The 25,328-nt window shown below is 73.8% G+C and carries 16 protein-coding genes and 1 riboswitch; of the genes, 10 read left to right on the forward strand and 6 right to left on the reverse strand.

The features are described 5' to 3' along the window. Positions 1-191 precede the first annotated feature (191 nt). Positions 192-3,584, forward strand: coding sequence for a hypothetical protein (locus P3T27_RS17870; RefSeq protein WP_280679555.1), 3,393 nt, complete (start codon positions 192-194; stop codon positions 3,582-3,584). Between the two features lie 35 nt (positions 3,585-3,619). Here P3T27_RS17870 and ribA read toward each other — a convergent pair whose 3' ends face one another. After that, positions 3,620-4,342 (reverse strand): GTP cyclohydrolase II, encoded by a 723-nt coding sequence (ribA, locus tag P3T27_RS17875; RefSeq protein ID WP_280679557.1) that lies wholly within the window; start codon positions 4,340-4,342, stop codon positions 3,620-3,622. Between the two features lie 420 nt (positions 4,343-4,762). On the opposite strand from ribA, the gene gdhA reads away from it, so the two are divergent. Further along, positions 4,763-6,175, forward strand: a complete 1,413-nt coding sequence (gene gdhA / locus P3T27_RS17880; protein ID WP_280679559.1) for an NADP-specific glutamate dehydrogenase — start codon at positions 4,763-4,765, stop codon at positions 6,173-6,175. A gap of 132 nt (positions 6,176-6,307) precedes the next feature. Next, on the forward strand, positions 6,308-7,183 hold the full coding sequence (locus P3T27_RS17885) for an AraC family transcriptional regulator (RefSeq protein ID WP_280679561.1): 876 nt from the start codon (positions 6,308-6,310) through the stop codon (positions 7,181-7,183). Positions 7,184-7,349: 166 nt separating this feature from the next. On the opposite strand, the gene P3T27_RS17890 is transcribed toward P3T27_RS17885, so the two are convergent. After that, positions 7,350-7,844 (reverse strand): GntR family transcriptional regulator, encoded by a 495-nt coding sequence (locus P3T27_RS17890; protein ID WP_280679563.1) that lies wholly within the window; start codon positions 7,842-7,844, stop codon positions 7,350-7,352. A 311-nt stretch (positions 7,845-8,155) separates the two neighbouring features. Here P3T27_RS17890 and P3T27_RS17895 point away from each other — a divergent pair, with 311 nt between their 5' ends. Both P3T27_RS17895 and P3T27_RS17900 read left to right on the forward strand, forming a co-directional pair. Continuing rightward, entirely contained in the window at positions 8,156-9,064 is a 909-nt protein-coding gene (locus P3T27_RS17895) for an NADP-dependent oxidoreductase (protein WP_280679565.1), read from the forward strand. A 67-nt stretch (positions 9,065-9,131) separates the two neighbouring features. Continuing rightward, positions 9,132-9,896, forward strand: a complete 765-nt coding sequence (locus P3T27_RS17900) for a VOC family protein (protein WP_280679567.1) — start codon at positions 9,132-9,134, stop codon at positions 9,894-9,896. Here P3T27_RS17900 and lnt read toward each other — a convergent pair. Together lnt and cobN are read right to left on the reverse strand one after the other, a co-directional pair. Further along, a complete protein-coding gene (lnt, locus tag P3T27_RS17905; protein WP_280679569.1) occupies positions 9,872-11,659 on the reverse strand; it encodes an apolipoprotein N-acyltransferase in 1,788 nt (595 codons plus the stop codon). The two genes, P3T27_RS17900 and lnt, sit on opposite strands and share 25 nt — an antisense overlap. Before the next feature lie 89 nt (positions 11,660-11,748). After that, on the reverse strand, positions 11,749-15,462 hold the full coding sequence (gene cobN / locus P3T27_RS17910) for a cobaltochelatase subunit CobN (RefSeq protein ID WP_280679571.1): 3,714 nt from the start codon (positions 15,460-15,462) through the stop codon (positions 11,749-11,751). Positions 15,463-15,802: 340 nt separating this feature from the next. Then, a riboswitch (cobalamin riboswitch) is annotated at positions 15,803-15,888 on the reverse strand. Between the two features lie 167 nt (positions 15,889-16,055). Here cobN and P3T27_RS17915 point away from each other — a divergent pair. The 3 genes from P3T27_RS17915 to P3T27_RS17925 are packed head-to-tail and all read left to right on the forward strand — an operon-like array spanning position 16,056 to position 19,602. Further along, a complete protein-coding gene (locus P3T27_RS17915) occupies positions 16,056-17,444 on the forward strand; it encodes a cobalamin biosynthesis protein CobG (protein ID WP_280679573.1) in 1,389 nt (462 codons plus the stop codon). Beyond that, on the forward strand, positions 17,441-18,067 hold the full coding sequence (locus tag P3T27_RS17920; RefSeq protein WP_063350072.1) for a precorrin-8X methylmutase: 627 nt from the start codon (positions 17,441-17,443) through the stop codon (positions 18,065-18,067). The genes P3T27_RS17915 and P3T27_RS17920 overlap by 4 nt, the downstream gene beginning before the upstream one ends. Continuing rightward, entirely contained in the window at positions 18,064-19,602 is a 1,539-nt protein-coding gene (locus tag P3T27_RS17925; RefSeq protein WP_280679576.1) for a precorrin-2 C(20)-methyltransferase, read from the forward strand. Before P3T27_RS17920 ends, P3T27_RS17925 begins: the two co-directional genes overlap by 4 nt. Positions 19,603-19,708: 106 nt before the next feature. Here P3T27_RS17925 and P3T27_RS17930 read toward each other — a convergent pair whose 3' ends face one another. After that, entirely contained in the window at positions 19,709-21,448 is a 1,740-nt protein-coding gene (locus P3T27_RS17930; RefSeq protein WP_280679578.1) for a TIGR03767 family metallophosphoesterase, read from the reverse strand. Positions 21,449-21,850: 402 nt separating this feature from the next. Here P3T27_RS17930 and P3T27_RS17935 point away from each other — a divergent pair, with 402 nt between their 5' ends. Both P3T27_RS17935 and P3T27_RS17940 read left to right on the forward strand, forming a co-directional pair. Further along, positions 21,851-23,059 carry a cobalt-precorrin-5B (C(1))-methyltransferase gene (locus tag P3T27_RS17935; protein ID WP_280679751.1) on the forward strand — a complete coding sequence of 403 codons (1,209 nt, stop codon included), beginning with the start codon at positions 21,851-21,853 and terminating at the stop codon, positions 23,057-23,059. Positions 23,060-23,196: 137 nt separating this feature from the next. After that, positions 23,197-24,726 (forward strand): UDP-N-acetylglucosamine 1-carboxyvinyltransferase, encoded by a 1,530-nt coding sequence (locus P3T27_RS17940; RefSeq protein WP_280679580.1) that lies wholly within the window; start codon positions 23,197-23,199, stop codon positions 24,724-24,726. Between the two features lie 76 nt (positions 24,727-24,802). Here P3T27_RS17940 and P3T27_RS17945 read toward each other — a convergent pair whose 3' ends face one another. Then, positions 24,803-25,306, reverse strand: coding sequence for a DinB family protein (locus tag P3T27_RS17945; RefSeq protein WP_280679582.1), 504 nt, complete (start codon positions 25,304-25,306; stop codon positions 24,803-24,805). Positions 25,307-25,328 lie beyond the last annotated feature (22 nt).

Here is a 25,328-nt window from a genome sequence, read left to right on the forward strand (position 1 = left end):
GCGAGGCCCCGAGCCCGACCACGTCCGCGCCTGACGGCGGTGGCGCAACCACTCGGCCGCGTTCCGGAAAGCGGCCAACACCGCGGCCCACCATGCGGGATGATGACGCGTCAAAATCACCACCCGGGGCCGGTGTGCGCGTGGCTGCCGCCCCGTGCGCGGGCCCCGGGAAGCGGGGAGGAGAGCGCCGCATGGCCACACCGGAGGACGCGGGCCCGGCCGACGAGGGCCGGGCGGAGCCCTGGTCGGAGAGCGGGGCCGGATCCCGGCCCGAGCCCCGGACCAGGGTGGACCGGCGGCCGTGGGGGCGGCGCCTCGGCGTCGTGCCGGACCGGCCGTCCCGGCTCGGCGCCGTCCCGCGCACCCGGGCGGACCCCGACGCCGCGACCCGGCAGGCACCGGACGGCGGCGGCGCCCGTTTCGATCCGGAGGCGCCGACCAGGGTGCAGCGGGCCAGGCCGGAGCGGGTCGATCCGGAGGCCCCGACCAGGGTCCAGCGACGCGCGGGTGCCGGGCGCTCCGCCACCCCCGCCTGGGCCGACCGGATCGGCCCCGGTCCCAGCCGGGGCGGCGAGGGCGCCGCGGACGGCGTGCCGGGCGGTGCGGGGTCCGCCGAAGGGGTGCCGGACGGCGAGGGGCCGGCCGGCGGACGGTTCGCGGGCGCCTTCCCGGACGCCCTGCGGGGCCGCTTCGCCCCGCAGGGTGTGGCCGGCTCCGGCACCGAGGGCACCGTCTGGCACGTCCGGCGCACCGACGGCGGCGGCGACGCCGCGGTCAAGGTGGCCGCCGCCGGCCAGTCCATGGACGCTGCCCTGCTCGCCTACCTGCGCAACGACGACTACCGCCGCCACGTCCCGCACATCGTCGACTTCGGTCGGGTCGGCCACCACGGCACCGAACTCGACTGGGTGGCCATGGAGTACCTGCCGGTCACCCTCGCCGACCACTTCGCCGACCTGCGGGAGCGCGGCCGGCACACCGACCGGCGGGAGGCCGAGTGGATCGTCGACGAGCTCGTCGCCCTGCTCGACTTCTGGCAGCGGCGGATCGAGCGCAACCCGCTCGACTTCAAGCCGGCCAACATCCTGGTCCGCCCCGGCCGCGCGCCCGGGGAGTTCGTGATCGCCGACTTCGGCGGCGTCGCCCGGCTCACCGCCAGCCGCCGCTTCACGCCCGAGACGATCGTCACCATCCCGTACATGGCCCCCGAGCTCCTGGCGGGTCGCAACCACGAGGCCGGGCCCTGGTGGGCGCTCGGCAACGTCCTGTACGAGCTGTTCGTCGGCCGCCCCCGCTTCCTCGGCGCGGACGGCCTGCTGATCAGCGACGAGGCGTTGCAGCTGGAACTGGTCCTGGGGGACGAGGTCGACCTCTCCGCCGTCGCCGACCAGCGCCAACTGCTGCTCCTCCAGGGTCTGTTCACCAAGAATCCGGAGGACCGGTGGACCGCCCCGCAGGTCCGGAGCTGGCTGGCCGGCGGCAGCCCCGCAGTGGTCCGGCGGCAGTCCAGGCCGGACGGCGGCGGCCGCGCCGCGCACCGTCCGATCACCTTCTTCGGCGCCCCCTTCAGCGACCCGGCCAAGCTCGCCGAGGTCCTGCTCCGGCGCTCCGGCGACGCGGCCCGCTGGCTATCCGCAGGGGGCGCGGAGCGGCTGCGCGACTGGCTGCGCGACGACGTCCAGGACAACGTCTTCGACCTGCACCACCTCACCGACGTCGCCCGGGCGCCCGGCTCCCGCCGCGACGCCGTGGCCGCCCTGGCGGTGCTCGCCTTCGGCGCCGCGTTCGCCCCCGCCGCCACCCCGTACTACCTCGACCGCCCGATCGACACCCCCGGGCTGGAACGCATCGCCACCGAGGCGGGCGGCGCGGCGTTCATCGACGCCCTGGTCAAGGTCGGCGCCCCGGCCGTCGCCGCCCGCTACGACTGCTTCCACCCCGAGTGCTCCGGCGAGCACTGCTCCCGGCTGCTCGCCCTGGCCGGGCTCCCGGACGTCCTGGCCGAGGTGGACCGCGCGGCGCGCACCGTCGGCGGCGGCCGGCGGGGCGGTGACGGGCTCAGCCCGCAGGAACGCGAGGAGGCGCACCGGCTGGTGGTGTGGCTGAGCGTGCGCCCCGAGGAACGCGACCGGCTGCTGGGCCGGCTCTCGCCGCTGCCCGCCGCCCTGCACCGGCTGCCGCTGCCCGAGCGGGTGTCGGAGCTCGCCGCCCTGGTCGCGGCGGCGGTGGTGGACGCGGCGCTGGCCGCCGGCTCCGGCGTCCGTACGGCCGTCCGCGCCGCGGTGCGCCGCCCGGCACCGGACCCGATCGCCGCACCGGAGGCGGTCCGACGCCGCTGGTCGGCGCTGCGGCGGCGGGCGGTGAGCGCCGACCCGGGGGAGAGCGCCGGGCGCGCGGCCCTGGTCGCCGCCGAGACGCTGCGCCCGCGCGGCCGGGGCCGGGCGGAGCGCCCCGAGGGGGAGGAGCGGGAGGGCCGGGTCGACCGGGACCACTGGTGGGGGCGGCTGTGGCAGCGCGCGGGCGGGCGGGCGTCGCTGGACTGGCCGACCCGGCTGCGGGCGTGGTGGCCGCACGCCCGCATCGGCCTGCCGCGCCGGGCGGGCGCCGTCCTGCTGCTGTTCCTCGCCCTCGGACTGCTGCTGTGGGCGGGGGCGGTGTTCCGCTACCCCGTCGAGGCCGGGGTCCAGCTCAAGATCTCGCCCGACGGCGCCCTCGGCGGGCCGCTGAAGAAGGCCGGCGAGCACGCGGCGCAGCAGGCGGTCGGCCAACTGGGCGCGGCGCTGGTCGCCGCCGCCGTCCTCGCCTTCTTCCCCGCCCGGGTCGGCCTCGGCACGGCGGCCCTGACCGGCGTCGGGGCCTTCGCCATCGGCTACCTGCGGCTCGGGCCGCCGATGACGGGCCTGCGGATGCCGAAGCCGGTGGCCGAGCGGGTGGTCATGTTCGAGGGTGGGATGGGTAGTTGGGCCGGCATCGCGGCGGTGGTGGCGGTCCTGGTGTCGCTCGCGCTGATCGAGCGCGCGGCGAACCGGCTGCTGAAACCCGCGCACGAGGCCCGGCGGCAGGCCCGGGAGGCCTGGCGGCGACTCGCCGGGCGCGGTGCGACGGTTCGGCAGCAGGGCGGGCAGTGGCGGACGGGCGCGGCGGGTGCCCGGGACCGTGCGCTGTTCGCGCTCGGGAGCACCGGCGTGCTGGTCCTGCTGCTGTGGGCCGCGGTCGAGGTCCGGCTGGCGGCCACCGGGCACCACCCGACGCCGGCCTCCTGGGGGACCGGCCAGAGCGGCGCGGCCTACCAGGCCGGGTTCGCCGTCCTGTTGGCCGTCGTCTCGTGCGCGAGCACCCTGGGAACGCCGACCACCGCCCGGGTGCTGCTCTGCTGCTGGATCCCCGCCACCCTGGTGCTCGGCGCCTGGCCCGGACCGCTCGGCCCGATCGAGGCACTGCGGATCCCGGTGTTCCAGGGGCAGTTCACGGCCGTCGCGGAGCTCTGGGGGCACGGCGCGTTCTGGGCCGCCCTGCTGGTGGTGCTCCCGGTCGCGGCGTACGGGGTGCTGCGTACGGTCCGCCGGCGGGGATCGGACGGCTGACGGCCGCATTCCGCCCGCCTGTGCCGGGCCTTCGGTCAGCTGACGCGCCCCTGCAGAAGATCGTGGGCGAGTGAGAGGGTCGTTCCGCGAACCTTCGCCCGCAGGTAGTGCACGTTGCTCGCGGACAGGTGGACGCCGGTCGGCACCCGCCGCCGCACGGTGATCCCGAGGTCGGACAGCTGCGCCGCCTTGTCGGGGTTGTTGCTCAACAGGTCGATGCCCGTGGCGCCGGCGGTGGCGTCAGCGGTGTCGGTGGTGTCGGTGGTGCTGGCGATGGTGCTGGCGGTGTCGGTGTCGGCGGTGCCCGTGACGCCGAGCGCGGTGAGCATCTGGGCGGCCGCGGTGTAGTCCCGGTCGTCCTCGGGCAGGCCGAGCGCGGTGTTGGCGTCGTACGTGTCCAACCCGGAGTCCTGCAGGGCGTACGCCTCGAGTTTGTTGTAGAGCCCGATGCCCCGGCCCTCCTGACGCAGGTACAGCAGGTAGCCGCCGGCCTCGGTGATCCGCTCGACCGACTCGCGCAGCTGCGGGCCGCAGTCGCAGCGGTCCGAGCCGAACACGTCGCCGGTCAGGCACTCCGAGTGCAGGCGCACCAGCGGCGTCCCGCCCTCCGGCACCTCGCCGAACGCGAGGGCCAGGTGCTCGGCGCCGTCGGCCAGGCCGTGGAAGGTGAAGGCCTCCGCCTCGGCGCGGTAGCCGTCGGGGAAGGTCAGCGGGATGCGCACGCGCGAGCGCACCGTGGCGGGGCCGGGCTGCGGCATGGGTGGGCCTCCGTCGATGAGTCGATGAGCAGATGAACAGGAGATCGGGTGGATCGGATGTCGACCGTACTCGTTGGTTCCAATTTGAACAACTGCATACCGTCTGTGCCCGATACAGCTACGGAGGCGCACAACACCGCCCGTGCCCCACCTGTTCCCGCCGCTTTCCCAGCGGGGCGCCTACGTTCCGTGACGATCGTCCGGGGCTGGGCGGCGGAGGCTTCGCGTGCGGACGTCGGTTCAGCCGGACTCCGTACGGACGCGAGGGCGCTGGTGGATCGTACGGTCCGCGGGGCGCGGGGGTTTCAGCATGTGGATGCCTCGGGAGCCGGGTTGTGGACACTGCGAGACTTCCCCCGTTTCCTGGGCACGGGAACGCCTCGCGCACGAGCACCGACGACCACGGAAGGTCCTGATCAGATGCCCACCACCTCCCACGCCGCCACCTCCCGCGCCGCCACCTCCCCGACCTCGCCGACCTCCTTCGACGCCGAGCAGCGCGTGATCGAGGCGCTCTACGCGGACGTGGTCCGCCGCAACCGGGGCGAGGCGGAGTTCCACCAGGCGGTCCACGAGGTCCTGGAGACTCTCGGGCCGGTGCTCGCCCGCCGCCCCGAGTTCGTCGACGCCCGGATCATCGAACGGATCTGCGAGCCCGAGCGGCAGCTCATGTTCCGGGTCCCGTGGACGGACGACTCCGGCGACATCCACGTGAACCGCGGCTTCCGGGTCGAGTTCAGCAGCGTCCTCGGCCCGTACAAGGGCGGGCTGCGCTTCCACCCGTCGGTGAACCTCGGCATCGTCAAGTTCCTCGGCTTCGAGCAGATCTTCAAGAACGCGCTCACCGGGCTGTCGATCGGCGGCGGCAAGGGCGGCTCCGACTTCGACCCCAAGGGCCGCTCGGACGCCGAGATCATGCGGTTCTGCCAGTCCTTCATGACCGAGCTGTACCGCCACCTCGGCGAGCACACCGACGTCCCGGCCGGGGACATCGGCGTCGGCGGCCGGGAGATCGGCTACCTGTTCGGCCAGTACAAGCGGATCACCAACCGCTACGAGACCGGCGTGCTCACCGGCAAGGGCCTCGGCTGGGGCGGCGCGCAGGCCCGGACCGAGGCGACCGGCTACGGCTGCGTGATGTTCACCGCCGAGATGCTGCACAGCCGCGGCGAGAGCCTGGACGGGCGCCGGGTCGCCGTCTCCGGCTCCGGCAACGTCGCCATCTACGCGATCGAGAAGGCGCAGCAGCTCGGCGCGACCGTGCTCACCTGCTCGGACTCCACCGGCTACGTGGTGGACGAGAAGGGCATCGACCTCGCCCTCCTCAAGGAGGTCAAGGAGGTCCGGCGCGGCCGGGTCACCGACTACGCCGAACTGCGCGGCAGCCACGTCCGGTTCGTCGAGGGCCCGGGCGTGTGGGGCGTGCCCTGCGACGTGGCGCTGCCCTGCGCCACCCAGAACGAGCTCACCGAGGCGGACGCGCTCGCCCTGGTGCGGGGCGGGGTGCAGGCGGTCGCCGAGGGCGCCAACATGCCCACCACCCCGGAGGCGGTACGGGTGTTCCAGGAGGCCGGGGTGGCCTTCGGCCCGGGCAAGGCGGCGAACGCGGGCGGCGTCGCCACCAGTGCGCTGGAGATGCAGCAGAACGCCTCGCGCGACTCCTGGACCTTCGCCCGTACCGAGGAGCGGCTGGCCGGGATCATGAAGCACATCCACGACTCCTGCTTCACCACCGCCGAGCGCTACGGGCACCCGGGCGACTACGTGGTGGGCGCGAACATCGCCGGCTTCGAGCTGGTCGCGGACGCGATGCTGGCCCAGGGCGTGATCTGAGCCAGGCTGCTTGCCCCCCATCGTCGTCCGTCACCACCCTGCCGCACCCGACCGGAGCGGGCACCGATTGTCGGGTGCGGCAGGGTGGGTCCTTCCTACGGTGGTGATCAGTAAGGGAAGGACGGGGTCGGCATGCTGGAGCACCTGAACCGGGCGATGGAGCACATCGAACGGGACCTGGACCACGAGGTCGAGGTCTCCGAACTGGCCCGGATCGCGATGACGTCGGAGTACCACTTCCGGCGGCTGTTCTCGACGCTCGCCGGGATGCCGCTGTCGGAGTACGTCCGGCGTCGGCGGCTGACCGTCGCCGGAGCCGAAGTCATCGGCGGCGAGCGGACGTTGCTCGACATCGCGAACCGGTACGGCTACACCTCGGGGGAGGCGTTCGCCCGGGCGTTCCGGGCGATGCACGGGGTCGGGCCGGGCGAGGCCCGGCGCGACGGTGCGGTGCTCAAGTCCCAGCCCCGGATGTCCTTCCGACTCGTCGTGGAAGGAAGCAGCAGTATGGAATACCGGATCATCGAACAGCCGGACTTCCGGATCGTCGGCCGGCGGGCGCGGGTCCCGCTGGTGCACGAGGGTGTGAACCCGGCCATCGCCTCGTTCATCCAAGGGCTCGGTCGGGAGACCGTCGACCGGATCTCGGCGCTCTCGGGCCGGGAGCCGGAAGGCATCCTCTCGGTCACCGAGTTCTTCTCGGAGAGCCGCGAGGAGGGCGTCGAACTCGACTACTACCACGCGGTGGTGGCGGACACGGACGTCGTCGTCCCGGAGGGCCTGGACGTCCGCGAGGTACCGGCGGGCACCTGGGCGGTCTTCTCCAGCACCGGGACCTTCCCGAAGGCCCTCCAGGAGATGTGGCGGGACGTCTTCACCCAGTGGTTCCCGTCCAACCCGTACGAGTTCCGGCCGGGGCCGGAGATCCTGCGCACCCGCTTCGTCCCCGGCACCGGTGACGCCGAGGCCCAGCTCTGGATCCCGGTCGAGCGCGCCGTCGCGCGATGAACACCCCTGGGCCGGTGGGACGTTGAGCGTTCCACCGGCCCAGGGCTGGTGAGGGCTCGCACATGGCGAGGCAGGTGCCCTTCCGGGCCGGTTCGGTGGCGCGGGCCGGGCCGGTGCAGGAAGGTCGCGTGCCGGGCCGGTGCAGGAGGGACGCGGGCCGGGCGGGTCAGTCGCCCAGGGCGGTGAGCGCGAAGGCGCGGGTGCCGGCGACGTGGCGGCGGGCCAGGTCGGCGGCGGCCTGGGGGTCGTGGGAGCGGATGGCGGCCAGCAGTTGCTCGTGCTCGCTGCACATCGGGGACGTGCTCTCCGGGCCGGAGGTGAGGCGGAAGAGTCGGCGCAGGCGGCCGTTGAGCGGGGCCGTCATGTCCTGGAGCAGTGGGTTGCCGGAGAGTTCGACGATCGCCCGGTGGAAGTCGGCGTTGAGGCCCACCGTCTCGCGCAGCCGCCCCGCCTCGGCCGCCTTCCGGGTCCGGGCCAGGATGCGTTCGAGGGACTTCAGGCCCGCCGGGGTGGCGTGCTGGGCGGCGAGCTGGGCGGCGAGGGCCTCCAGTGACGCCCGGACGGCGAAGAAGTGTTCGGCCTCGGTCGGGCCGAACTCGGCGACCACCGCGCCCCGGCGGGCCTGGGCGGTGAGGAAGCCCTCCTGCTCCGGCCGCTGCATCGCTCAGGGCGGGTCCAATCAACCTGACGGTCGGCCGATTCGTCAACTCCCGTGGGGGGCCGCGGGGGTGAGGTCGTCGACCCGGGCGGCGCTGCGGCGATGTGCGCGTGGTTCGCGAACAGATGACAACTTTCAGATTTCAGCTTTCAGATAACAGATTTCAAAATCTGTTATCTGAAAGCTGTCATCTGTAACTTGTTCGCCGCCGCCCGTCGGCAGCCCGTTCGGCGCAGCAGCGGCAGGCCGGGGCCCGCGCCGGGCCGCATGCTGGGGCGGGGGAGGGGCTGCCGATGCGAGGAGTGGGATCACCGATGGCCAAGGCGTTCGGCTTCGTCGACTACGGCGGGCCAGAGACACAGGACTTCCTGGACCGTCCGGCGCTGGAGCCCGGCCCGGGACAACTGGCGATCGCGGTCCGCGCGGCCGGGGTGAACCCGGTGGACTGGAAGATCCGCCGCGGCCTGCTCGGCCGGCGGCGCGAACTCCCCGCCGTCATGGGCCAGGAGGCCTCCGGCGTGGTGCAGCAGGTCGGCCCGGGGGTCGCCGACTTCACCCCGGGCGACGAGGTGTTCGGCATCACGGCCGCCGGCGCCTTCGCGGAACAAACGCTGCTCAGCGCCGGGTCGAGCGCGCTCAAGCCCGAGGGCGTCGGCTTCGACCAGGCCGCCACGCTGTCCGTCTCGGTCGCCACCGCGGACGACGCCATCCGGGACCTAGGCCTCGGCGCCGGCCGGACGCTGCTGATCCTCGGCATCGCCGGCGGCGTCGGCAGTGCGGCCGCCCAGATCGCCCGCAGCCGCGGCCTGACCGTCCTCGGCACCGCGAGCGACACCGGCCGTGCGTATGTGGAGTCCCTCGGCGCGGTGCAGATCCGCTACGGGGACGGCGTCGCCGAACGGATCACGGCCGCGGCGCCCGGCGGCGTCGACGGCATCCTCGACCTGGTGGGCGGCGACGCCCTGCGGGCCGCCGTCCACGCGCTCAAGGACCGCGCGGAGCTGGTCAGCACCGCCGACCAGGCCACCGCGGCCGAACTCGGCGGCCGCTACGTCACCCGCTCGACGACGCCCGAGACCCTCGCGGCGCTGGCGGCCCTGGTCGCGGCCGGCGAGTTGGACCCGCACATCACCGCCCGCTACCCGCTGGCCCACGTCGCCGAGGCGCTCGCCCTCGTCGAGTCCGGCCACGCCCGCGGCAAGGTCGTCCTTGAAGTCGCCTGATGCAAAAGACACTTGACGGTCGATCGCAGCGAACCGAGAGCCGTAGAAAACCAAGGGAAGAACAGCCATGAAGCAGACCTCCGTGACCACCAACGGCCCTTGCTGGGTCGAGCTGGGCACCTCCGACCCCGCCGCCGCCGAGGCCTTCTACAGCGAGCTGTTCGGCTGGCGCGCGGACAACGGCGTACGCCCCGAGGCCGGCGGCTACACCCAGATGTTCCTCGGCGATGCCCCGGCCGCCGCCGTCACCTCGCTGGCCGGGCCGCAGCAGCCCATCGCCTGGACGGTCGCCTTCGCCGTCATCGACGCCGACGCCACTGTCACGAAGATCAAGGGCGCCGGCGGCACCGTGCTGATGGGGCCCACCGACGTGTTCGACCTCGGCCGCTTCGCGGTGGTCGCGGACCAGTCGAGGGCGGTCTTCACCCTCTGGCAGGCCCGCGCGTTCCAGGGCGCAGGGGTGTTCAACGAGCCGGGATCGCTCGGCTGGGTGGAACTGCTCACCCGTGACCCTGCCGGGTCGACCGTCTTCTACCCGACGGTCTTCGGCTGGTCCGTCAGCCCGTCCGAGCAGTACACCCAGTGGGGCCTGAACGGCGAGGACTTCGGCGGCATGCTGGCGATGGACGACCGTTTCCCGCCGCAGGTGCCGCCGCACTGGCTGCCGTACTTCTCGGTGGCCGACGTCGACACCACCGTCGCCCGGGCCGCCGCGCTGGGCGCCGACGTGCTGATGCCGGCCACCGACGTGCCGGACGGCCCGCGGATCGCCGTACTGCGCGACGCGCAGGGCGCCGCGTTCGGCGTCTACTTGGCCGGCGCCGAAGGGTGAGCCGAGGACTGGGACGAGGGCTGCGCCGAGGGCTGGGACGGGGGCTGCGCCGAGGGCTGGGACGGGGGCTGCGCCGGGGACTGGGATGACGGCTGAGCGGAAGCCGGCGCCCGTCGGCGCAGCCCCCGGGCGGATCGCCACCCCGCCACCGCCGCCCCCGCCGTGACCAGCAGCGCGCCAGCCGGCACCACGTCGCCGATCCGGTCGTACCAGGTCATCGTTCCGGCGTCGGTGAGCGGCAGCCGGACGGTCAGCGCGCCGGTGCCGTCGGTGCCGAGCCGGGCGAGCTCCCGGCCCTGCGCGTCGAAGGCCGCCGAGACCCCGGTCAGTGAGGCCTGCACGGCCGGCCGGCCGGTCTCGGTGGCCCGGATGGCCGCCAGTGAGACGTGCTGTTCGGGCGCCCAGGTGTGCTGGAAGGTCGAGGTCGAGGACTGGTAGACGAGCACCCGGGCGCCGTCCCGCGCGGCGGTGCGGGCCATGTCGGGGAAGGCCGACTCGAAGCAGATCAGCGCGCCGACCGGCAGCGGCGCGCCCGCCCGGTCGACGGCCGGCAGGACGTGGAAGGCGGTGCCCGGCGCCCGGTTCTCGCCGGCCGCCCGGCTGACGCCGGCGATCCAGCCGAGCACCGGCCGCAGCGGGATGTACTCACCGAAGGGCACCAGCCGGATCTTGCGGTAGCGGTCCACCACGCCCGCCGGGGAGACCAGCACCGCGTCCTTGGAGATCCGCCCGTCCGCCTTGCGCGCGTCCTCCCCGGCGATGATCTGCGCACCGGTCGCGGCGGCGAGCGCGCGTAGCCGGTCGAGTGCGGCCGGGTCGTGGTCGAGGTCGGCGGTGCTGCTGCTCTCGCCCCAGACGACCAGGTCCACCGGCCGCCCGCCGAGTGCGGCGGTGGCCCGGGCGCTGGCCTCGAACCGGGCCTGCGGGTCCTCCACGATGCCGGGCTGGACCAGCGCGACGGTGACCGCCCCGGCCCGGGCGGGGGCCTCGCGCAGCGCGAACAGCAGCGGGCCGGCGGCCAGCACCAGGACGGTGGCCAGCGCCGCGAGGGCGCGCGGCCGCCAGTGCACGGCGGTCAGGGCGATCAGCACCCCGGTGTTGGCGGCCACGACCGCCGCGCTGACCAGCCAGATCCCGCCGGCCGAGGCCAGTGCGAGGATCGCCGGGTGCTGCCACTGGGTGGCGCCGAGCAGTGCCCACGGCCCGCCGAGCGCGGGCCAGGACCGCGCGTACTCGGTGGTCACCCAGACCGCCGGGACGACGACCAGCGCGAGCGCCGCCCCACGGGTGGTCAGCGGCGGGTGCAGCAGTCGGTGGACGGCGTAGCCGACGCCGCCCTGCAGCGCCCCGAACAGCACCGCGAGCACCGGCAGCCCCGGCCCGATGGACGGGACCAGCCAGTACATCGCGGTCAGGATGAAGCCCGCCCCGAACCACCACCCGCGCACCGCCGCCTCCCGCCCGCCGGGCGCGCGCTGCATCAGCAGCAGTCCGGGGACGAGCGCGACCCACGCCAGCCAGGCCTGCCCCGGCGCCGGGAAGGCGAGCACCGGTACCGCCCCGGCCGCCAGCGCGCCGAACCGCGCGCGGTAGCGGTGTGGGTGCGGCTGTGGGTGCGGATGTGGATGCGGATGGAGGTGCGGATGCCGGCCCCGACGCGAGGGCGAGGTCACCGGCGGGTGCCGGTGTGCCTGCGGGTCGGCACGGCGCTCGGGGTGCGGCGTGCGCCGGGCGGGGCTGGTGAGGGCGAGGCGGCGGGGCATGCCCCGTATTGTCCGCTTGGATGGACTACGCCACCAGTGTTCATGCCACCCGAACGGCGTACAGGAACACTGGTGGCCACTCCCGTGACTCAGCCCTCGCCGCCCTCCAGGTCCCCCTCGGTCTCCAGGAACGCGGCCTGCAGCTGCGCGATCAGCTCCGGGTCGGGCCGCTCCCACAGCCCCCGGCTCGCCGCCTCCAGCAGTCGCTCGCTGATCCCGTGCAGCGCCCACGGGTTGGCGCCGGCCAGGAACTCCCGGTTGACCGGGTCGAGCACGTACTCCTGGGTCAGCTTCTCGTACATCCAGTCCGCGACCACGCCGGTGGTGGCGTCGTAGCCGAAGAGGTAGTCCACGGTCGCGGCCATCTCGAACGCGCCCTTGTAGCCGTGCCGGCGCATCGCCTCGATCCAGCGCGGGTTGACCACCCGGGCGCGGAAGACACGGGCGGCCTCCTCGGTCAGCGTCCGGGTGCGGACGGTCTCCGGCCGGGTCGAGTCGCCGATGTAGGCGGTCGGCGCCTTGCCGGTGAGCGCCCGGACGGTGGCCACCATGCCGCCGTGGTACTGGAAGTAGTCGTCCGAGTCGGCGATGTCGTGCTCGCGGGTGTCGGTGTTCTTCGCGGCGACGGTGATCCGCTTGTACGCGGTCTCCATCTCCTCGCGGGCCGGCCGCCCGTCCAGCCCGCGTCCGTAGGCGTAGCCGCCCCAGACCGTGTACACCTCGGCCAGGTCGGCATCGGTGCGCCAGTCCCGGCTGTCGATCAGCTGGAGCAGGCCGGCCCCGTAGGTGCCCGGGCGGGAGCCGAAGACGCGGACGGTGGCCTTGCGCTCGTCGCCGTGCACCGCGAGGTCGGCCTGGACGTGGGCGCGCACGAAGTTCTGCTCCGCGGGCTCCTCCTGGGCGGCGGCCAGGCGCACCGCGTCGTCCAGCAGGGCGACCACGTGCGGGAAGGCGTCGCGGAAGAAACCGGAGATGCGCAGCGTCACGTCGATGCGCGGGCGGCCCAGCTCCTCCAGGGTGATCGCCTCCAGGCCGGTGACCCGGCGCGAGGCGTCGTCCCAGACCGGGCGGACGCCGAGCAGGGCGAAGGCCTCGGCGATGTCGTCGCCGGCGGTGCGCATCGCGCTGGTGCCCCACAGCGACAGCCCGACCGAGGGCGGGTAGGCGCCGTCGTTGTCGGCGGTGTACCGCTCGACCAGCGAGGCGGCGAGTGCCTGGCCGGTCTCCCAGGCGAGCTTGCTGGGGACGGCCTTCGGGTCGACGGAGTAGAAGTTGCGGCCGGTCGGCAGCACGTTGACCAGGCCGCGCAGCGGCGAGCCGGACGGCCCGGCCGGGACGAAGCCGCCGCGCAGCGCGTGCAGCACGGCGTCCAGCTCGTCGGTGGTGGCCGCCAGCCGCGGCACCACCTGGGTGGCGGCGAAGGTCAGCACCTCGTGGACGGCCTCCGGCAGTCCGGCGGCGACCTTCTCCACCGCCTCGACCGCCCAGTCCTGCGCCTCCATGGCCTCGACCAGGGCGCGGGCCTGCGCCTCGGCGGCGTCGGTGGCGCCGAGGGAGAGCGCGGCCTCGTCCAGCCCGAGCGCCTCGCGCAGACCGGGCAGTGCGCTGACGCCACCCCAGATCTGGCGGGCGCGCAGGATGGCGAGCACGATGTTGACCCGGTCGGTGCCGGCCGGCGCCTGCCCGAGGACGTGCAGGCCGTCGCGGATCTGGGCGTCCTTGATCTCGCAGAGCCAGCCGTCGACGTGCAGCAGGAAGTCGTCGAAGCCGTCGTCCTCGGGGCGCTCGTCCAGGCCGAGGTCGTGGTCCAGCTTGGCGGCCTGGATGAGGGTCCAGATCTGGGCGCGGATCGCGGGCAGCTTGGCCGGGTCCATCGCGGCGATGTTGGAGTGCTCGTCCAGCAGCTGTTCCAGGCGGGCGATGTCGCCGTAGGAGTCGGCCCGGGCCATCGGCGGGACGAGGTGGTCGACGAGGGTGGCGTGGGCGCGGCGCTTGGCCTGGGTGCCCTCGCCCGGGTCGTTGACCAGGAACGGGTAGACCAGCGGCAGGTCGCCGAGGACGGCGTCCGGGCCGCACTCGGCGGACAGCGCCGCGGTCTTGCCGGGCAGCCACTCCAGGTTGCCGTGCTTGCCGAGGTGGATGACGGCGTGCGCGCCGAAGCCGCCGTCGGCCTGCGTGGCCTCGATCCAGCGGTAGGCAGCCAGGTAGTGGTGGCTCGGCGGCAGGTCGGGGTCGTGGTAGATGGCGACCGGGTTCTCGCCGAAGCCGCGCGGCGGCTGGATGAGGACAAGCAGGTTCCCGGAGCGGATCGCGGCCAGCACGATGTCGCCGTCCGGGTTCTGCGAGCGGTCGACGTACAGCTCGCCGGGGGCCGGGCCCCAGTGCTCCTCGACCCGCTCGCGCAGCGCCTGGGGCAGCGTGGCGTACCAGCGGCGGTAGTCGGCGGCGGGGATGCGCACCGGGTTGCGGGCCAGCTGGTCCTCGGTGAGCCAGTCCTGGTCGTAGCCGCCCGCCGCGATCAGGGCGTGGATGAGGGCGTCGCCCTCGTGGGCGTCCGCCCGCGTGGCCTGGGGGTGGCCGTCCGTCTCCGCGGCCTGGTCGTCGCCGTCCGTCGCCGTGGTCCGGTCGTGGCCGTCCGTCGCCGCGGCCCGGTCTAGCGGGGTGTGGTCAAGGCCGGGCAGCTGGTCGCCCAGGTCCATGCCCTCCGCGCGCAGCCGGTGCAGCAGCCGCATCGCGCTGGCCGGGGTGTCCAGGCCGACGGCGTTGCCGACCCGGGCGTGCTTGGTCGGGTACGCGGACAGCACGAGCGCGAGGCGGCGCTCGGTGGCCGGGATGTGCCGCAGCCGGGCGTGCTTGACGGCGGTGCCGGCCACCCGGGCGGCGCGCTCCGGGTCGGCGGCGTAGACGGTGAGGCCGTCCTCGTCCAGCTCCTTGAAGGAGAACGGGACGCTGATCAGCCGGCCGTCGAACTCCGGCACCGCGATCTGGGTGGCGGTGTCCAGCGGGGACAGGCCGTCGTCGCTGGCCTCCCACTGGGCGCGCGACCAGGTCAGGCAGAGCGCCTGCAGGATCGGCCGGTCCAGCGCGGCGAGCGCGCCCGCGTCCCAGGCCTCCTCGTCGCCGCCGGCCTGCGCGTCGGCGGGGCGGGTGCCGCCGGCGGCGAGCACGGTGGTGACGATCGCGTCGGCCTCGCCGAGCGCGGCCAGCAGTTCGGGCTCGGCGCCGCGCAGCGAGGCGCAGTAGTAGGCCCTGGCCTGCGCGCCCTGGTCCTCGATCGCCCGGCAGAGCGTCTCCACGAAGGCGGTGTTGCCGCTCATGTGGTGGGCGCGGTAGTAGAGCACCGCGACCGTCGGACCGGCCTGCGTACGGGCTTCGCGCTCCAGCGGGCCCCAGGCCGGGGCGGAGGCGGGCGGGGCGAAACCGTGGCCGGTCAGCAGCACGGTGTCGGAGAGGAAGGCGGCCAGCTCGGCGAGGTTGGCGGCGCCGCCGTGGGCGAGGTAGGCGTGCGCCTCGGCGGCGATGCCGGCCGGGACGGTGGACAGCTCCATCAGCTGGGCGTCGGGGGCCTGCTCACCGGTCAGTACGACCACCGGGCGGGGGCCGGCCAGCAGGGCGTCCAGGCCCTCCTGCCAGGCGCGGCGGCCGCCGAGCAGGCGGACCACGACGAGGTCGGTGCCCTCCACCAGGGCGGGCAGGTCCGCGGGGGTGAGCCGGGCAGGGTTGCCGAGCCGGTAGCGGACCGGGCCCTCGGCGGCGCGGGCGCTGAGCAGGTCGGTGTCGGACGTCGACAGCAGCAGGATCATGCGAAGGCCCTCCCGGCCTCGGAGCCGCCCCGAGCCGAAGGGCGCGCCGGCGTTGAAAGTGACGAGTGACTAGCGACTGGCGGGTGACTGGCGACTGACGAAGGAGCGGGCGCCGAGACGTCGGGGCACCGCCCGGTCGCCGGGCTGGGGCGGGGCGTCGACGGAGGGTGCGGCGTCGACGGCCGGTACGAGGACCGGGGGTACGAGGACGGCGGGTGCGAGCGCCCGGAGGCGCACGGGTGCCGGGCGCCCGTACGGGAAACGGGCGCGGGCATGCGACAGCGCAATGCTCTTCAAGCCTTCCTCGGGGTCCGCGCCCCGGGCCGGTGGAGGACGGCAGGAGTTCCTGGCTCCCGCGGCCGTCCGGTCTCCCGGTGAACCGCGGTCACAGTGGCGGGACCGCACCGGGCTTGCACCGGTTTCCTCCCCTGCGCCGTCGCTGGCGTGTGCACGGTCCGCGGGGACCGTCCGCCAGCATCGTACGGGGTGCGGCTGACCTGGGGGAGGGTGATCCCGAGGAGGCCGCTCGGAGCGCCCGGGGTGTGAGGCAGCGGACGGAGGCAATCGATCCGATCATCTGTATGCTCGCGGCCATGCCACCGACACCCGACGCCACCGCGCCGGGCGCCGCGGTGCCCGACCGGGGGCGCGCGGACGCCTGCCCAGGGGCCCTTCGTCTACATGCGGCCGACGACGGCGCCCTGGCCCGGGTCCGCCTGCCCGGCGGCCTGCTGACGGTCCGTCAGGTACTGGCGCTGGCCGACGCCGCCGAGGCGCTCGGTGACGGCGAACTGGAGACCACCTCCCGCGGCAACGTCCAACTCCGCGGCCTGGCTTCGCACTGCGGGGCGGAACTCGCCGAACGGCTGCGCGCCGTCGGCCTGCTGCCCTCGGACACCCACGAGCGGGTGCGCAACATCGTCGCCTCGCCGCTCGCCGGGCTCGACGCGTACGGCTTCGCCGACGTGCAGACCTGGGTGCGGGAGCTGGACGCGCGGCTGTGTGCGAGCGACTGGGCGGCCGGACTCTCCGGCAAGTTCCTGTTCGCGCTGGACGACGGGCGGGGCGATGTCGCCGCGCTCGACGCCGATGTGACATTGATCGCAGGCTCGGACGGGGCCGCGCTGCTGCGCCTCGGGCGGGCGGCCTACGGGCGCCCGGTGCCCGCGGGGCAGGTGGTGACGGCCGCACTGGACGCGGCCCGGGCCTTCCTGGACGCGCTGCGGGCGGGCGGGCGCAAGGCCTGGCACCTGCGCGAGGCGCCCGATCTGCTGCCGGCCGGTTCGGTGCCGCTGCCCGCCTTCGCCGGGGCGGCGCCCGCGGTCGGCGTGGTGACGGGCGGTGCCCGGGCGGCGGGTTTTCTGGCGGCTGGCGCCGGAGCGGACGGTTCGGCGACGGACGGTTTGGCGATGGGCGGTGCCGCGACGGACGGTTCGGCGACGGACGGTGCCGCGACGGACGGTTCGGCGATGGGCGGTGCCACGACAGGCGGGCTCTCGGTGGGCATGCGCTTCGGCCGGGCCACCGCCGCGCAGTGGCGGGAGCTCGCAGGCGCCTGCGCCGGGGAGGTCCGGCTGACGCCCTGGCGCGGCGCGGTCCTGCCCGGGGCGCCGGCCGACCGGCTGCCCGCACTGGCGGCGGCCGGGTTCCGTACCGCGCCCGGCTCGCCCTGGGAGCGGGCCACCGCCTGCACCGGACTGCCGGGGTGCGCCAAGTCGCTGGCCGACGTCCGGTCGGACGCGGCGCGGGCGCTCGATGCGGCGGCCTCCACCGGGGGCCGGCCTGCCGTCGGCCTGCCGGTGCACTGGTCGGGGTGTGAACGACGCTGCGGTCATCCGGCCGGGCGGTGGGTGGACGTGCTCGCCGTCGGGCAGGGCTACCGGGTGACGGTGAACGGTCCGGTGGCCGCCCGGGTGGCCGTGGACGTGACGAACGAGGAGATGGCCGAGGCGGTCGCCGAGGCCAGGAGGACCACGAAGTGATCGAGTACGAGAAGGACGGCGCGTCCATCTACCGCCAGTCCTTTGCCACCATCCGTGCGGAGGCCGATCTGGCCGCCCTCCCGGCGGACGTCTCCCAGGTCGCGGTGCGGATGATCCACGCCTGCGGGATGGTCGACCTGGTCGAGGACCTGGTGTACTCGCCCGGCGTGGTCGCCTCCGCGCGGGCGGCGCTGCGGGCCGGGGCGCCGATCCTCTGCGACGTCAACATGGTGGCGAGCGGCGTCACCCGCAAGCGGCTGCCCGCCGACAACGAGGTCGTCTGCACCCTCACCGACCCGTCCGTGCCGGAGCTCGCCCGGAAGATGGGCAACACCCGCAGTGCCGCCGCCATGGAGCTGTGGCTGCCCCGGCTGGAGGGCGCGGTGGTGGCCGTCGGCAACGCGCCGACCTCGCTGTTCCGGCTGTTGGAGATGATCGAGGCGGGCGCGCCGCGCCCGGCCGCGGTGATCGGCGTACCGGTCGGTTTCATCGGTGCCGCGGAGTCCAAGCAGGCCCTGGCCGAGCACCCGTCCGGCCTGGAGCACCTGGTGGTGCGCGGCCGGCGCGGTGGCAGCGCGATCGCCGCTGCTGCCGTCAACGCGATTGCGAGCGAAGAAGAGTGACGGATCTTCAAATCTCCGGTGCCGGGCGGCTCTACGGCGTCGGGCTCGGCCCGGGGGACCCGTCGCTGGTGACCGTCCGCGCGGCCGAACTCATCGGCAAGGCCGACGTGGTGGCGTACCACAGCGCCCGGCACGGCCGGTCCATCGCGCGCTCGATCGCCGAGCGGTATCTGACGGGTGGTCAGATCGAGGAGAAGCTGGTCTACCCGATCACGGTCGAGACCACCGACCACCCGGGCGGCTACCGGGGCGCGCTGGACGACTTCTACGAGGAGGCCGCTGCCCGGCTGGCCGCCCACCTGGACGCCGGGCGCGACGTCGTGGTCCTCGCCGAGGGCGACCCGCTGTTCTACGGCTCGTACCAGCACATGCACAAGCGGCTCGCGCACCGGTACCCGACCGAGGTGGTGCCGGGCGTGACCTCCGTCAGCGCCGCGGCCGCCCGGCTCGGGCAGCCGCTGACCGAGGCCGAGGAGACGCTCACCGTCATCCCGGGCACGCTGCCCGAGGAGGAGCTGACGGCGCGGATCGCCGCCGCCGACTCCGCCGTGATCATGAAGCTGGGGCGCACCTTCCCGGTCGTCCGGCGGGCGCTGGAGCGGGCCGGGCGGCTCGACGACGCGCAGTACGTCGAGCGCGCGTTCATGGACGGGGAGCGCATCGCGCCGCTCGCGGAGGTCGAGGGCGACAGCGTCCCGTACTTCTCGGTCGCGGTGCTGCCGAGCAAGGTCGCGCCGCTGGAACCGCTGGAACCGCTGGAACCGCTGGACCGGCCGGCGGACGGCGCGGGCGCCGTGACCGTCGTCGGCACCGGGCCGGCCGGGCCGCTCTGGCTCACCCCGGAGGCGCGCGGCGCCCTGGCCGAGGCGACCGACCTGGTCGGCTACACCACCTACCTGGACCGGGTGCCCGAGCGGCCGGGGCAGCGGCGGCACGGCTCGGACAACAAGGTGGAGTCGGAGCGCGCCGAGTACGCCCTTGAACTGGCCCGGCGCGGGCACAAGGTCGCGGTGGTGTCCTCGGGCGACCCGGGCGTCTTCGCGATGGCCACCGCCGTGCTGGAGGTCGCCTGCGAGGAGGCCTACCGGGACGTCCCGGTGCGGATCGTCCCAGGGATGACGGCGGCGCACGCGGCCGCCTCCCGGGCCGGTGCCCCGCTCGGGCACGACTACGCGGTGGTGTCGCTGTCGGACCGGCTCAAGCCCTGGGACGTGGTGGCCCGCAGGCTGCGCGCGGCGGCCGAGGCGGACCTGGTGCTCGCGCTCTACAACCCGGGTTCGAAGTCGCGCACCACGCAGGTCGCCCTCGCCCGGGACCTGCTGCTGGAGTACCGCGCGCCGCAGACGCCCGTGGTGATGGCGCGCGATGTGGGCGGGCCGACCGAACGCGTCCGGATCGTCCGGCTGGGCGAGCTGGATCCGGCGGTGGTCGACATGCGGACGATCCTGCTGGTCGGCTCCTCGCAGACCCAGGCGGTCGAGCGGGGCGGCGGCGTGCAGGTCGTCTGGACGCCGCGGCGTTACCCGGAGGCGTGACGGCCGACGGCTGATGGCCGACGGCGAACAGATGACAGCTAACAGATTTCATCATCTGTTAGCTGTCATCTGTTTTCTGTTCGCCGTCAGCCGCAGCCCGCCCCCGTCACCGGGTCGGCTTGGTGATCAGCAGCTCCGTGTTGTGGTCCTCACCCGCGCCCAGCAGTGCCGTCGGCCGGCCGTTCGGGTCGTTGTACGACAGCTCGCGGTACAGCGCGGCCAGGTTGGCGTCCGAGGTGCCGGCGAAGTCCGTGTCGTACGGCGCGGAGGACTCGATCAGCGTCGTGAACAGGGAGAGCGTGCCGTCCCCGTTGTCCGCGATCTCGATGATGCGCCCGTGCTGCGGGTAGTCGATGTGCGAGGCGGTGTTGATCTCCCAGAACGCCCGCTCCGGCACCGCGTGGCCGTGCGCCGTGATCTTGTTCATGTGGGTGTGCCCATTCACCCACGCGACGACGTTCGGGTAGCGCTGGAGCAGCGCCACCAGCTCGTTGCCGTCGTGTCGCTTCTCGAAGATGTTGCGCGGGTCGGGCAGCAGGTTGCCCATCGTGGTGCTGGTGTGGTGGCTGAACAGCAGGATCACCTCGTCCGTGCTGCCGCCCGCCACCCTGCGCCCGTCGGTGTCGTACCAGTGCCCGCTGTGCGCCTTCAACTGCTGCTCCAGCCAGTGCAGTTGCGCGGTGCCCAGCGAACCGTCCGCGAACCCGGCCTGGTTGGTGGTGTCCAGGCTGATGCCGACCACCTTCTCCGAGATGCGGAAGGAGTAGTAGAGCTTGCCGCTGCCCACCATGTCCGAGGTGAAGCCGTGCCCGTACGGGCCCGCGCCGGTGTGCGCAGGGTCCAGGTGGGCCTTGGCGAACTCCTTGAGCGTGAACGGCCGTCGGCGCTCGTCCGGGGTGATCCGGCGCACCGCATCGCCGCTCGCGAGGAGCTTGGCGAGCAGCAGCGCGGCGCCGGCCGGGTCGCGGCGCAGCGAGTCCATCAGCTGGGCCGCGTCCGCGTCGTTGCAGCCCTCCAGCTTGTACTGGCCGGTGTAGAGGTCGTTCAGCAGACCGAGGTCCGGCAGCGAACCCTCAAGGCTGTCATCGTGGTTGCCGACCGTCGTGTACCAGGGCGTGTGCAGGCCCGGCGCGTCGAACGGGCGGCCGGCGGCGCCGAGGAAGCCCGGTATCTGCGGGAAGCCCTTCGCCTTGTAGCCGTCACTGTAGGAGAGTTCGGGGTTCCAGTAGGCCGCGTTGCCCGAATTCTGCACGCCTTCGTAGCGGTTGGGGTCACCGGTGTTCTGGGCGAGCCGTCCGCCGCCCATGACGGTGAGGTACCAGTCGAGTTCGACCTGCTCGTGGTTGTCGGTGTTGTCGCCGGTGGCCATCACCATGCTGAACGGCATCCCGGTGTACGGGCCGCCGTCGAGCGAGTTGACGCGCTCGACGAGGGCCGAGACACCGCGGGCGTTCAGGGCCTCCTGCGGCCGGTACGCGCTGCCGTTGAACCGGGCCAGGTACTCGAAGCGCACCGGGGACTCGGTGTCCACCAGGTGCAGGTCGCTGAACTGGACGAAGCTGGCCAGCCCGGTCCGGCGGTCGTCCCGCCCGGTGCCCGGCGCCGCCAGGTCGCCGCGCACCACCAGCGGCCAGCCCGGCCCCGCCGTCAGCCGCTTGTACGCGCCGGCGCCGACGGGCGTGGCCACCTGGTCGAGCGTGGTGCCGGTGACCTTGACCGCCCGCGCGGCGGTGGCCGCCAGCGCGCGCTCACGTTCCGCCGCCGAGGCGAACTGCGCGCCGCCCAGCGACAAGGCCGCCCAGGCGGCGGCCACCGACGTACCCGTCAGAAACGTACGCCGATTCATCCCTGCCACAAAAACCCCCACATGCTGATGGCCCGGCCGGACAACCCGGCCACCGGACCCCGTGTCATGAACCCGCTCTCTGGCGGACCGCCAGATTACTCGCGGGTAGGCGTGGGGTGCGAGCCCGGTGCGGAGAACTCTTCGGGAACGCGGGGCGGTGGCCTCTGCACAGCTCGCGCACCGGGCCGCAGGGCCCGCTCCCACCGCCCCGGCCGGAGCCCGGCCAGGCGAATGGGGGAAAATCCGTACCGGCGGTCGATGCCGCAGCACCCCTACCGAGCCGGAAGCGAGACGCAGGTGGCCAAAGCGGAAGCCGGAACGGCAGCCGGAGCCGGAGTCGAAGCGGCAGCTGGACCGGGAGCCGAGGCCGGAGGCCGGGCTGGCCAGCTCAAGAGCAGCGGCCTGCGGCACGGCTGGACGACGGGCGCCTGTGCCACCGCCGCCACCAAAGCCGCGTACACCGCGCTGCTCACCGGCGAGTTCCCGGACCCGGTGACCATCACCCTCCCCAAGGGCCAGCAACCCGCCTTCGCCCTCGCCGCCGAGCACCTGGCCGTGAACGACCTGGCCGTGAACGACCTGGCCGTGAACGACCTGGCCGTGAACGGCCCGGCCACGAGCGGCCCGGCTGCGAACGACCTGACCGCCGAAGACCTCACCACGCGGGACCGCACCGCCGGCCCGTCCGGGCGGGCGAGCGCCATGGCCGCCGTGGTCAAGGACGCCGGCGACGACCCGGACGTCACCCACGGCGCGCTGATCCGCTCGACGGTCCGGGCTGGCGAGCCCGGCACCGGCGTGGTGTTCCGGGCCGGCCCGGGGGTGGGGACGGTCACCAAGGCGGGCCTGCCACTGCCCGTCGGCGAGCCCGCGATCAACCCGGTGCCCCGGCAGATGATCCGCGACGCCGTGGCCGAGGTGGCCGCCGCGCACGGCTGCAGCGGGGACGTGGTGGTGGAGATCTCCGTGGACCACGGCGAGGAGATCGCCCGTTCCACCTGGAACCCCCGGCTCGGCATCCTCGGCGGCCTGTCCATCCTCGGCACCACCGGCATCGTCGTCCCCTACTCCTGCTCCGCCTGGATCGACTCCATCCGCCGCGGCGTGGACGTGGCCCGCGCGGCGGGGCGCACCCACGTGGCCGGCTGCACCGGTTCGACCTCCGAGAAGGTCGCGGTCGCCGTGCACGGGCTGCCCGAGGACGCGCTGCTGGACATGGGCGACTTCGCCGGCGCGGTCCTCAAGTACCTCAAGCGCCATCCGGTGCCCCGGCTGACCATCGCGGGCGGCTTCGCCAAGCTGTCCAAGCTCGCCGCCGGCCACCTGGACCTGCACTCGGCGCGCTCCCAGGTGGACAAGGGGTACCTGGCCGAACTGGCGCGGCTCGGCGGGGCGGACGGGGCGTTGGCGGAGGCGGTGGCCGCGGCCAACACCGGGCTGGAGGCGGTGCAGTTGTGCCGGGCGGCCGGGGTGCCGCTGGGCGATCTGGTCGCCGCGGCGGCGCGGGCGACGGCGCTCGGCGTGCTGGTCGGATCGCCGGTGGCGGTGGACGTGATCTGCATCGACCGCGCGGGCACCATCGTCGGCCGGGCGGAGCCGCTCGGGCCGTGACACTGTCACAGAATCCCGACAACATCGCCTGGTGATGTGAAGATCTGACGTCTATACGGGGTGAGAAACGGACAAAAGGATCGTCATGCTCACCCTTGATTCTCTCGTCATCTCAACCATGAGATATGGTCTGGCGAGTGACAGGCGACTACCTCACCCGTATCGGCACCCTCATCCGTACCGCGCGCCAGCACCGCGGCTGGTCCCAAGCGCAGCTCGGCGAGGCCCTCGGCACCAGCCAGAGCGCGGTCAACCGCATCGAGCAGGGCAAGCAGAACGTCAGCCTTGAGATGATTGCCCGCATCGGCGAAGCCCTCGACAGCGAGATCGTCTCCCTCGGCTACTCCGGCCCGATGCACCTGCGGGTCGCCGGCGGTACCCGACTCTCCGGCGCCATCGACGTCCGCAGCAGCAAGAACGCGTGCGTCGCGATCCTCTGCGCCTCGCTGCTGACCACCGGTCGCACCACCCTGCGCAGCGTCGCCCGGATCGAGGAGGTCTACCGCATCCTCGAGGTCCTCACCAGCATCGGCGTCAAGAGCCGCTGGACCAACGAGGGCCGCGACCTCGAACTCACCCCGCCCGCCGAGCTCGACCTCGCCGCGATGGACGTCGAGGCGGCCCGCCGCACCCGCAGCGTGCTGATGTTCCTCGGCCCGCTGATGCACCGGGCCAACCGCTTCGCCATTCCGTACGCGGGCGGCTGCGACCTCGGCACCCGCACCGTCGAGCCGCACCTGACGGCGCTGCGCCGCTTCGGCCTGGAGGTCGCCACCACCGGCGGTGCCTACCATGCCTCGGTCGAGCCGGGCACCCCGCTGGACCGCCCGATCGTGCTGACCGAGCGCGGGGACACCGTCACCGAGAACGCCCTGCTGGCCGCCGCCCGGCACGACGGCGTGAGCGTCATCCGCAACGCCTCGCCCAACTACATGGTCCAGGACCTCTGCTTCTTCCTGGAGAAGCTGGGCGTGCGGATCGAGGGCGTCGGCACCACCACCCTCACCGTCCACGGCGTCCCCGAGATCACCTGCGACGTCGACTACACGCCGGCCGAGGACCCGGTGGAGGCCATGAGCCTGCTCGCCGCCGCCGTCGTCACCTCCTCCGAGCTGACGATCCGCCGGGTGCCGATCGAGTTCCTGGAGATCGAACTCGCGGTGCTGGAGGGCATGGGCCTCGACTACGACCGCACCCCCGAGTACCGGGCCCACAACGGTCACACCCGCCTGGTTGACCTCACCGTGCGTCCGTCGAAGCTGACCGCTCCGATCGACACCATCCACCCGATGCCGTTCCCCGGCATCAACATCGACAACGTGCCGTTCTTCGCCGCCATCGCCGCGGCCGCCCACGGCACCACGATGATCCACGACTGGGTCTACGACAACCGCGCCATCTACCTCACCGAGCTGACCCGTCTCGGCGCCGACGTCAAGCTCCTCGACCCGCACCGCGTCCTGGTCCAGGGCCCCACCCGCTGGCGCGCCGCCGAGATGATGTGCCCGCCGGCCCTCCGCCCCGCGGTCGTCATCCTCCTGGCCATGCTCGCCGCCCAGGGCACCTCCGTCCTGCGCAACGTCTACGTCATCAACCGCGGCTACGAGGACCTCGCCGAGCGCCTCAACTCCATCGGCGCCCAGATCGAGACCTTCCGCGACATCTGACAGCGACCCGGCCCGCCGGCCGGCCGCACCCTCCGAGGCCGGCCGGCAACTCGTTCCCCGCTGCCGCTTGCCGGGGCTATTCGCCGGTGGTGCCGTCGAGGTGTTCGCGCAGGAGGTCGGCGTGGCCGTTGTGGCGGGCGTACTCCTCGATCATGTGGGTGAGGATCCAGCGCAGCGAGTAGACCTCCTCGCCGTAGTGGCCCAGGACGTCCAGCGAGTCGGCGGCGGCGACGAGTTCCCGGGCGTGGTCGCACTCGCGGCGCCAGACCGTGAAGGCCTCGTCCGGGTCGGCGGTGTCGGTGTCGAACTCGGCGAAGGAGCCGTCGGGGTGCTTCCAGAAGCCGGGCCGGCCCTCGTTGCCGAGGACGTTGCGGAACCAGCTGCGTTCCACCTCGGCGAGGTGGCGGACCAGGCCGAGCAGGGAGAGTCCGGAGGGTTCGAGGGCGCGGGTGCGGAGCTGATCGGCGGTGAGGCCGGCGCACTTCAGCGCGAGGGTGTCGCGCTGGTAGTCGAGGAAGCTGGCCAGGGTGGCCCGTTCGTCGGCGGTGCGCAGGGCCGTGGTGCGGTGATCGTCTGTCATCGGCCCATCCTGCCGATGCGGC

The organism is Kitasatospora sp. MAA19, assembly GCF_029894125.1.
GTDB lineage: Bacteria > Actinomycetota > Actinomycetes > Streptomycetales > Streptomycetaceae > Kitasatospora.

What these genes read in the sequence shown, in the direction of transcription:
- P3T27_RS17870 (WP_280679555.1), top strand. Translation starts at nt 192, where the DNA reads ATGGCCACACCGGAGGACGCGGGCCCGGCCGACGAGGGCCGGGCGGAG.
- ribA (WP_280679557.1), bottom strand. Translation starts at nt 4,342, where the DNA reads ATGCCGCAGCCCGGCCCCGCCACGGTGCGCTCGCGCGTGCGCATCCCG.
- gdhA (WP_280679559.1), top strand. Translation starts at nt 4,763, where the DNA reads ATGCCCACCACCTCCCACGCCGCCACCTCCCGCGCCGCCACCTCCCCG.
- P3T27_RS17885 (WP_280679561.1), top strand. Translation starts at nt 6,308, where the DNA reads ATGCTGGAGCACCTGAACCGGGCGATGGAGCACATCGAACGGGACCTG.
- P3T27_RS17890 (WP_280679563.1), bottom strand. Translation starts at nt 7,844, where the DNA reads ATGCAGCGGCCGGAGCAGGAGGGCTTCCTCACCGCCCAGGCCCGCCGG.
- P3T27_RS17895 (WP_280679565.1), top strand. Translation starts at nt 8,156, where the DNA reads ATGGCCAAGGCGTTCGGCTTCGTCGACTACGGCGGGCCAGAGACACAG.
- P3T27_RS17900 (WP_280679567.1), top strand. Translation starts at nt 9,132, where the DNA reads ATGAAGCAGACCTCCGTGACCACCAACGGCCCTTGCTGGGTCGAGCTG.
- lnt (WP_280679569.1), bottom strand. Translation starts at nt 11,659, where the DNA reads ATGCCCCGCCGCCTCGCCCTCACCAGCCCCGCCCGGCGCACGCCGCAC.
- cobN (WP_280679571.1), bottom strand. Translation starts at nt 15,462, where the DNA reads ATGATCCTGCTGCTGTCGACGTCCGACACCGACCTGCTCAGCGCCCGC.
- P3T27_RS17915 (WP_280679573.1), top strand. Translation starts at nt 16,056, where the DNA reads ATGCCACCGACACCCGACGCCACCGCGCCGGGCGCCGCGGTGCCCGAC.
- P3T27_RS17930 (WP_280679578.1), bottom strand. Translation starts at nt 21,448, where the DNA reads ATGAATCGGCGTACGTTTCTGACGGGTACGTCGGTGGCCGCCGCCTGG.
- P3T27_RS17945 (WP_280679582.1), bottom strand. Translation starts at nt 25,306, where the DNA reads ATGACAGACGATCACCGCACCACGGCCCTGCGCACCGCCGACGAACGG.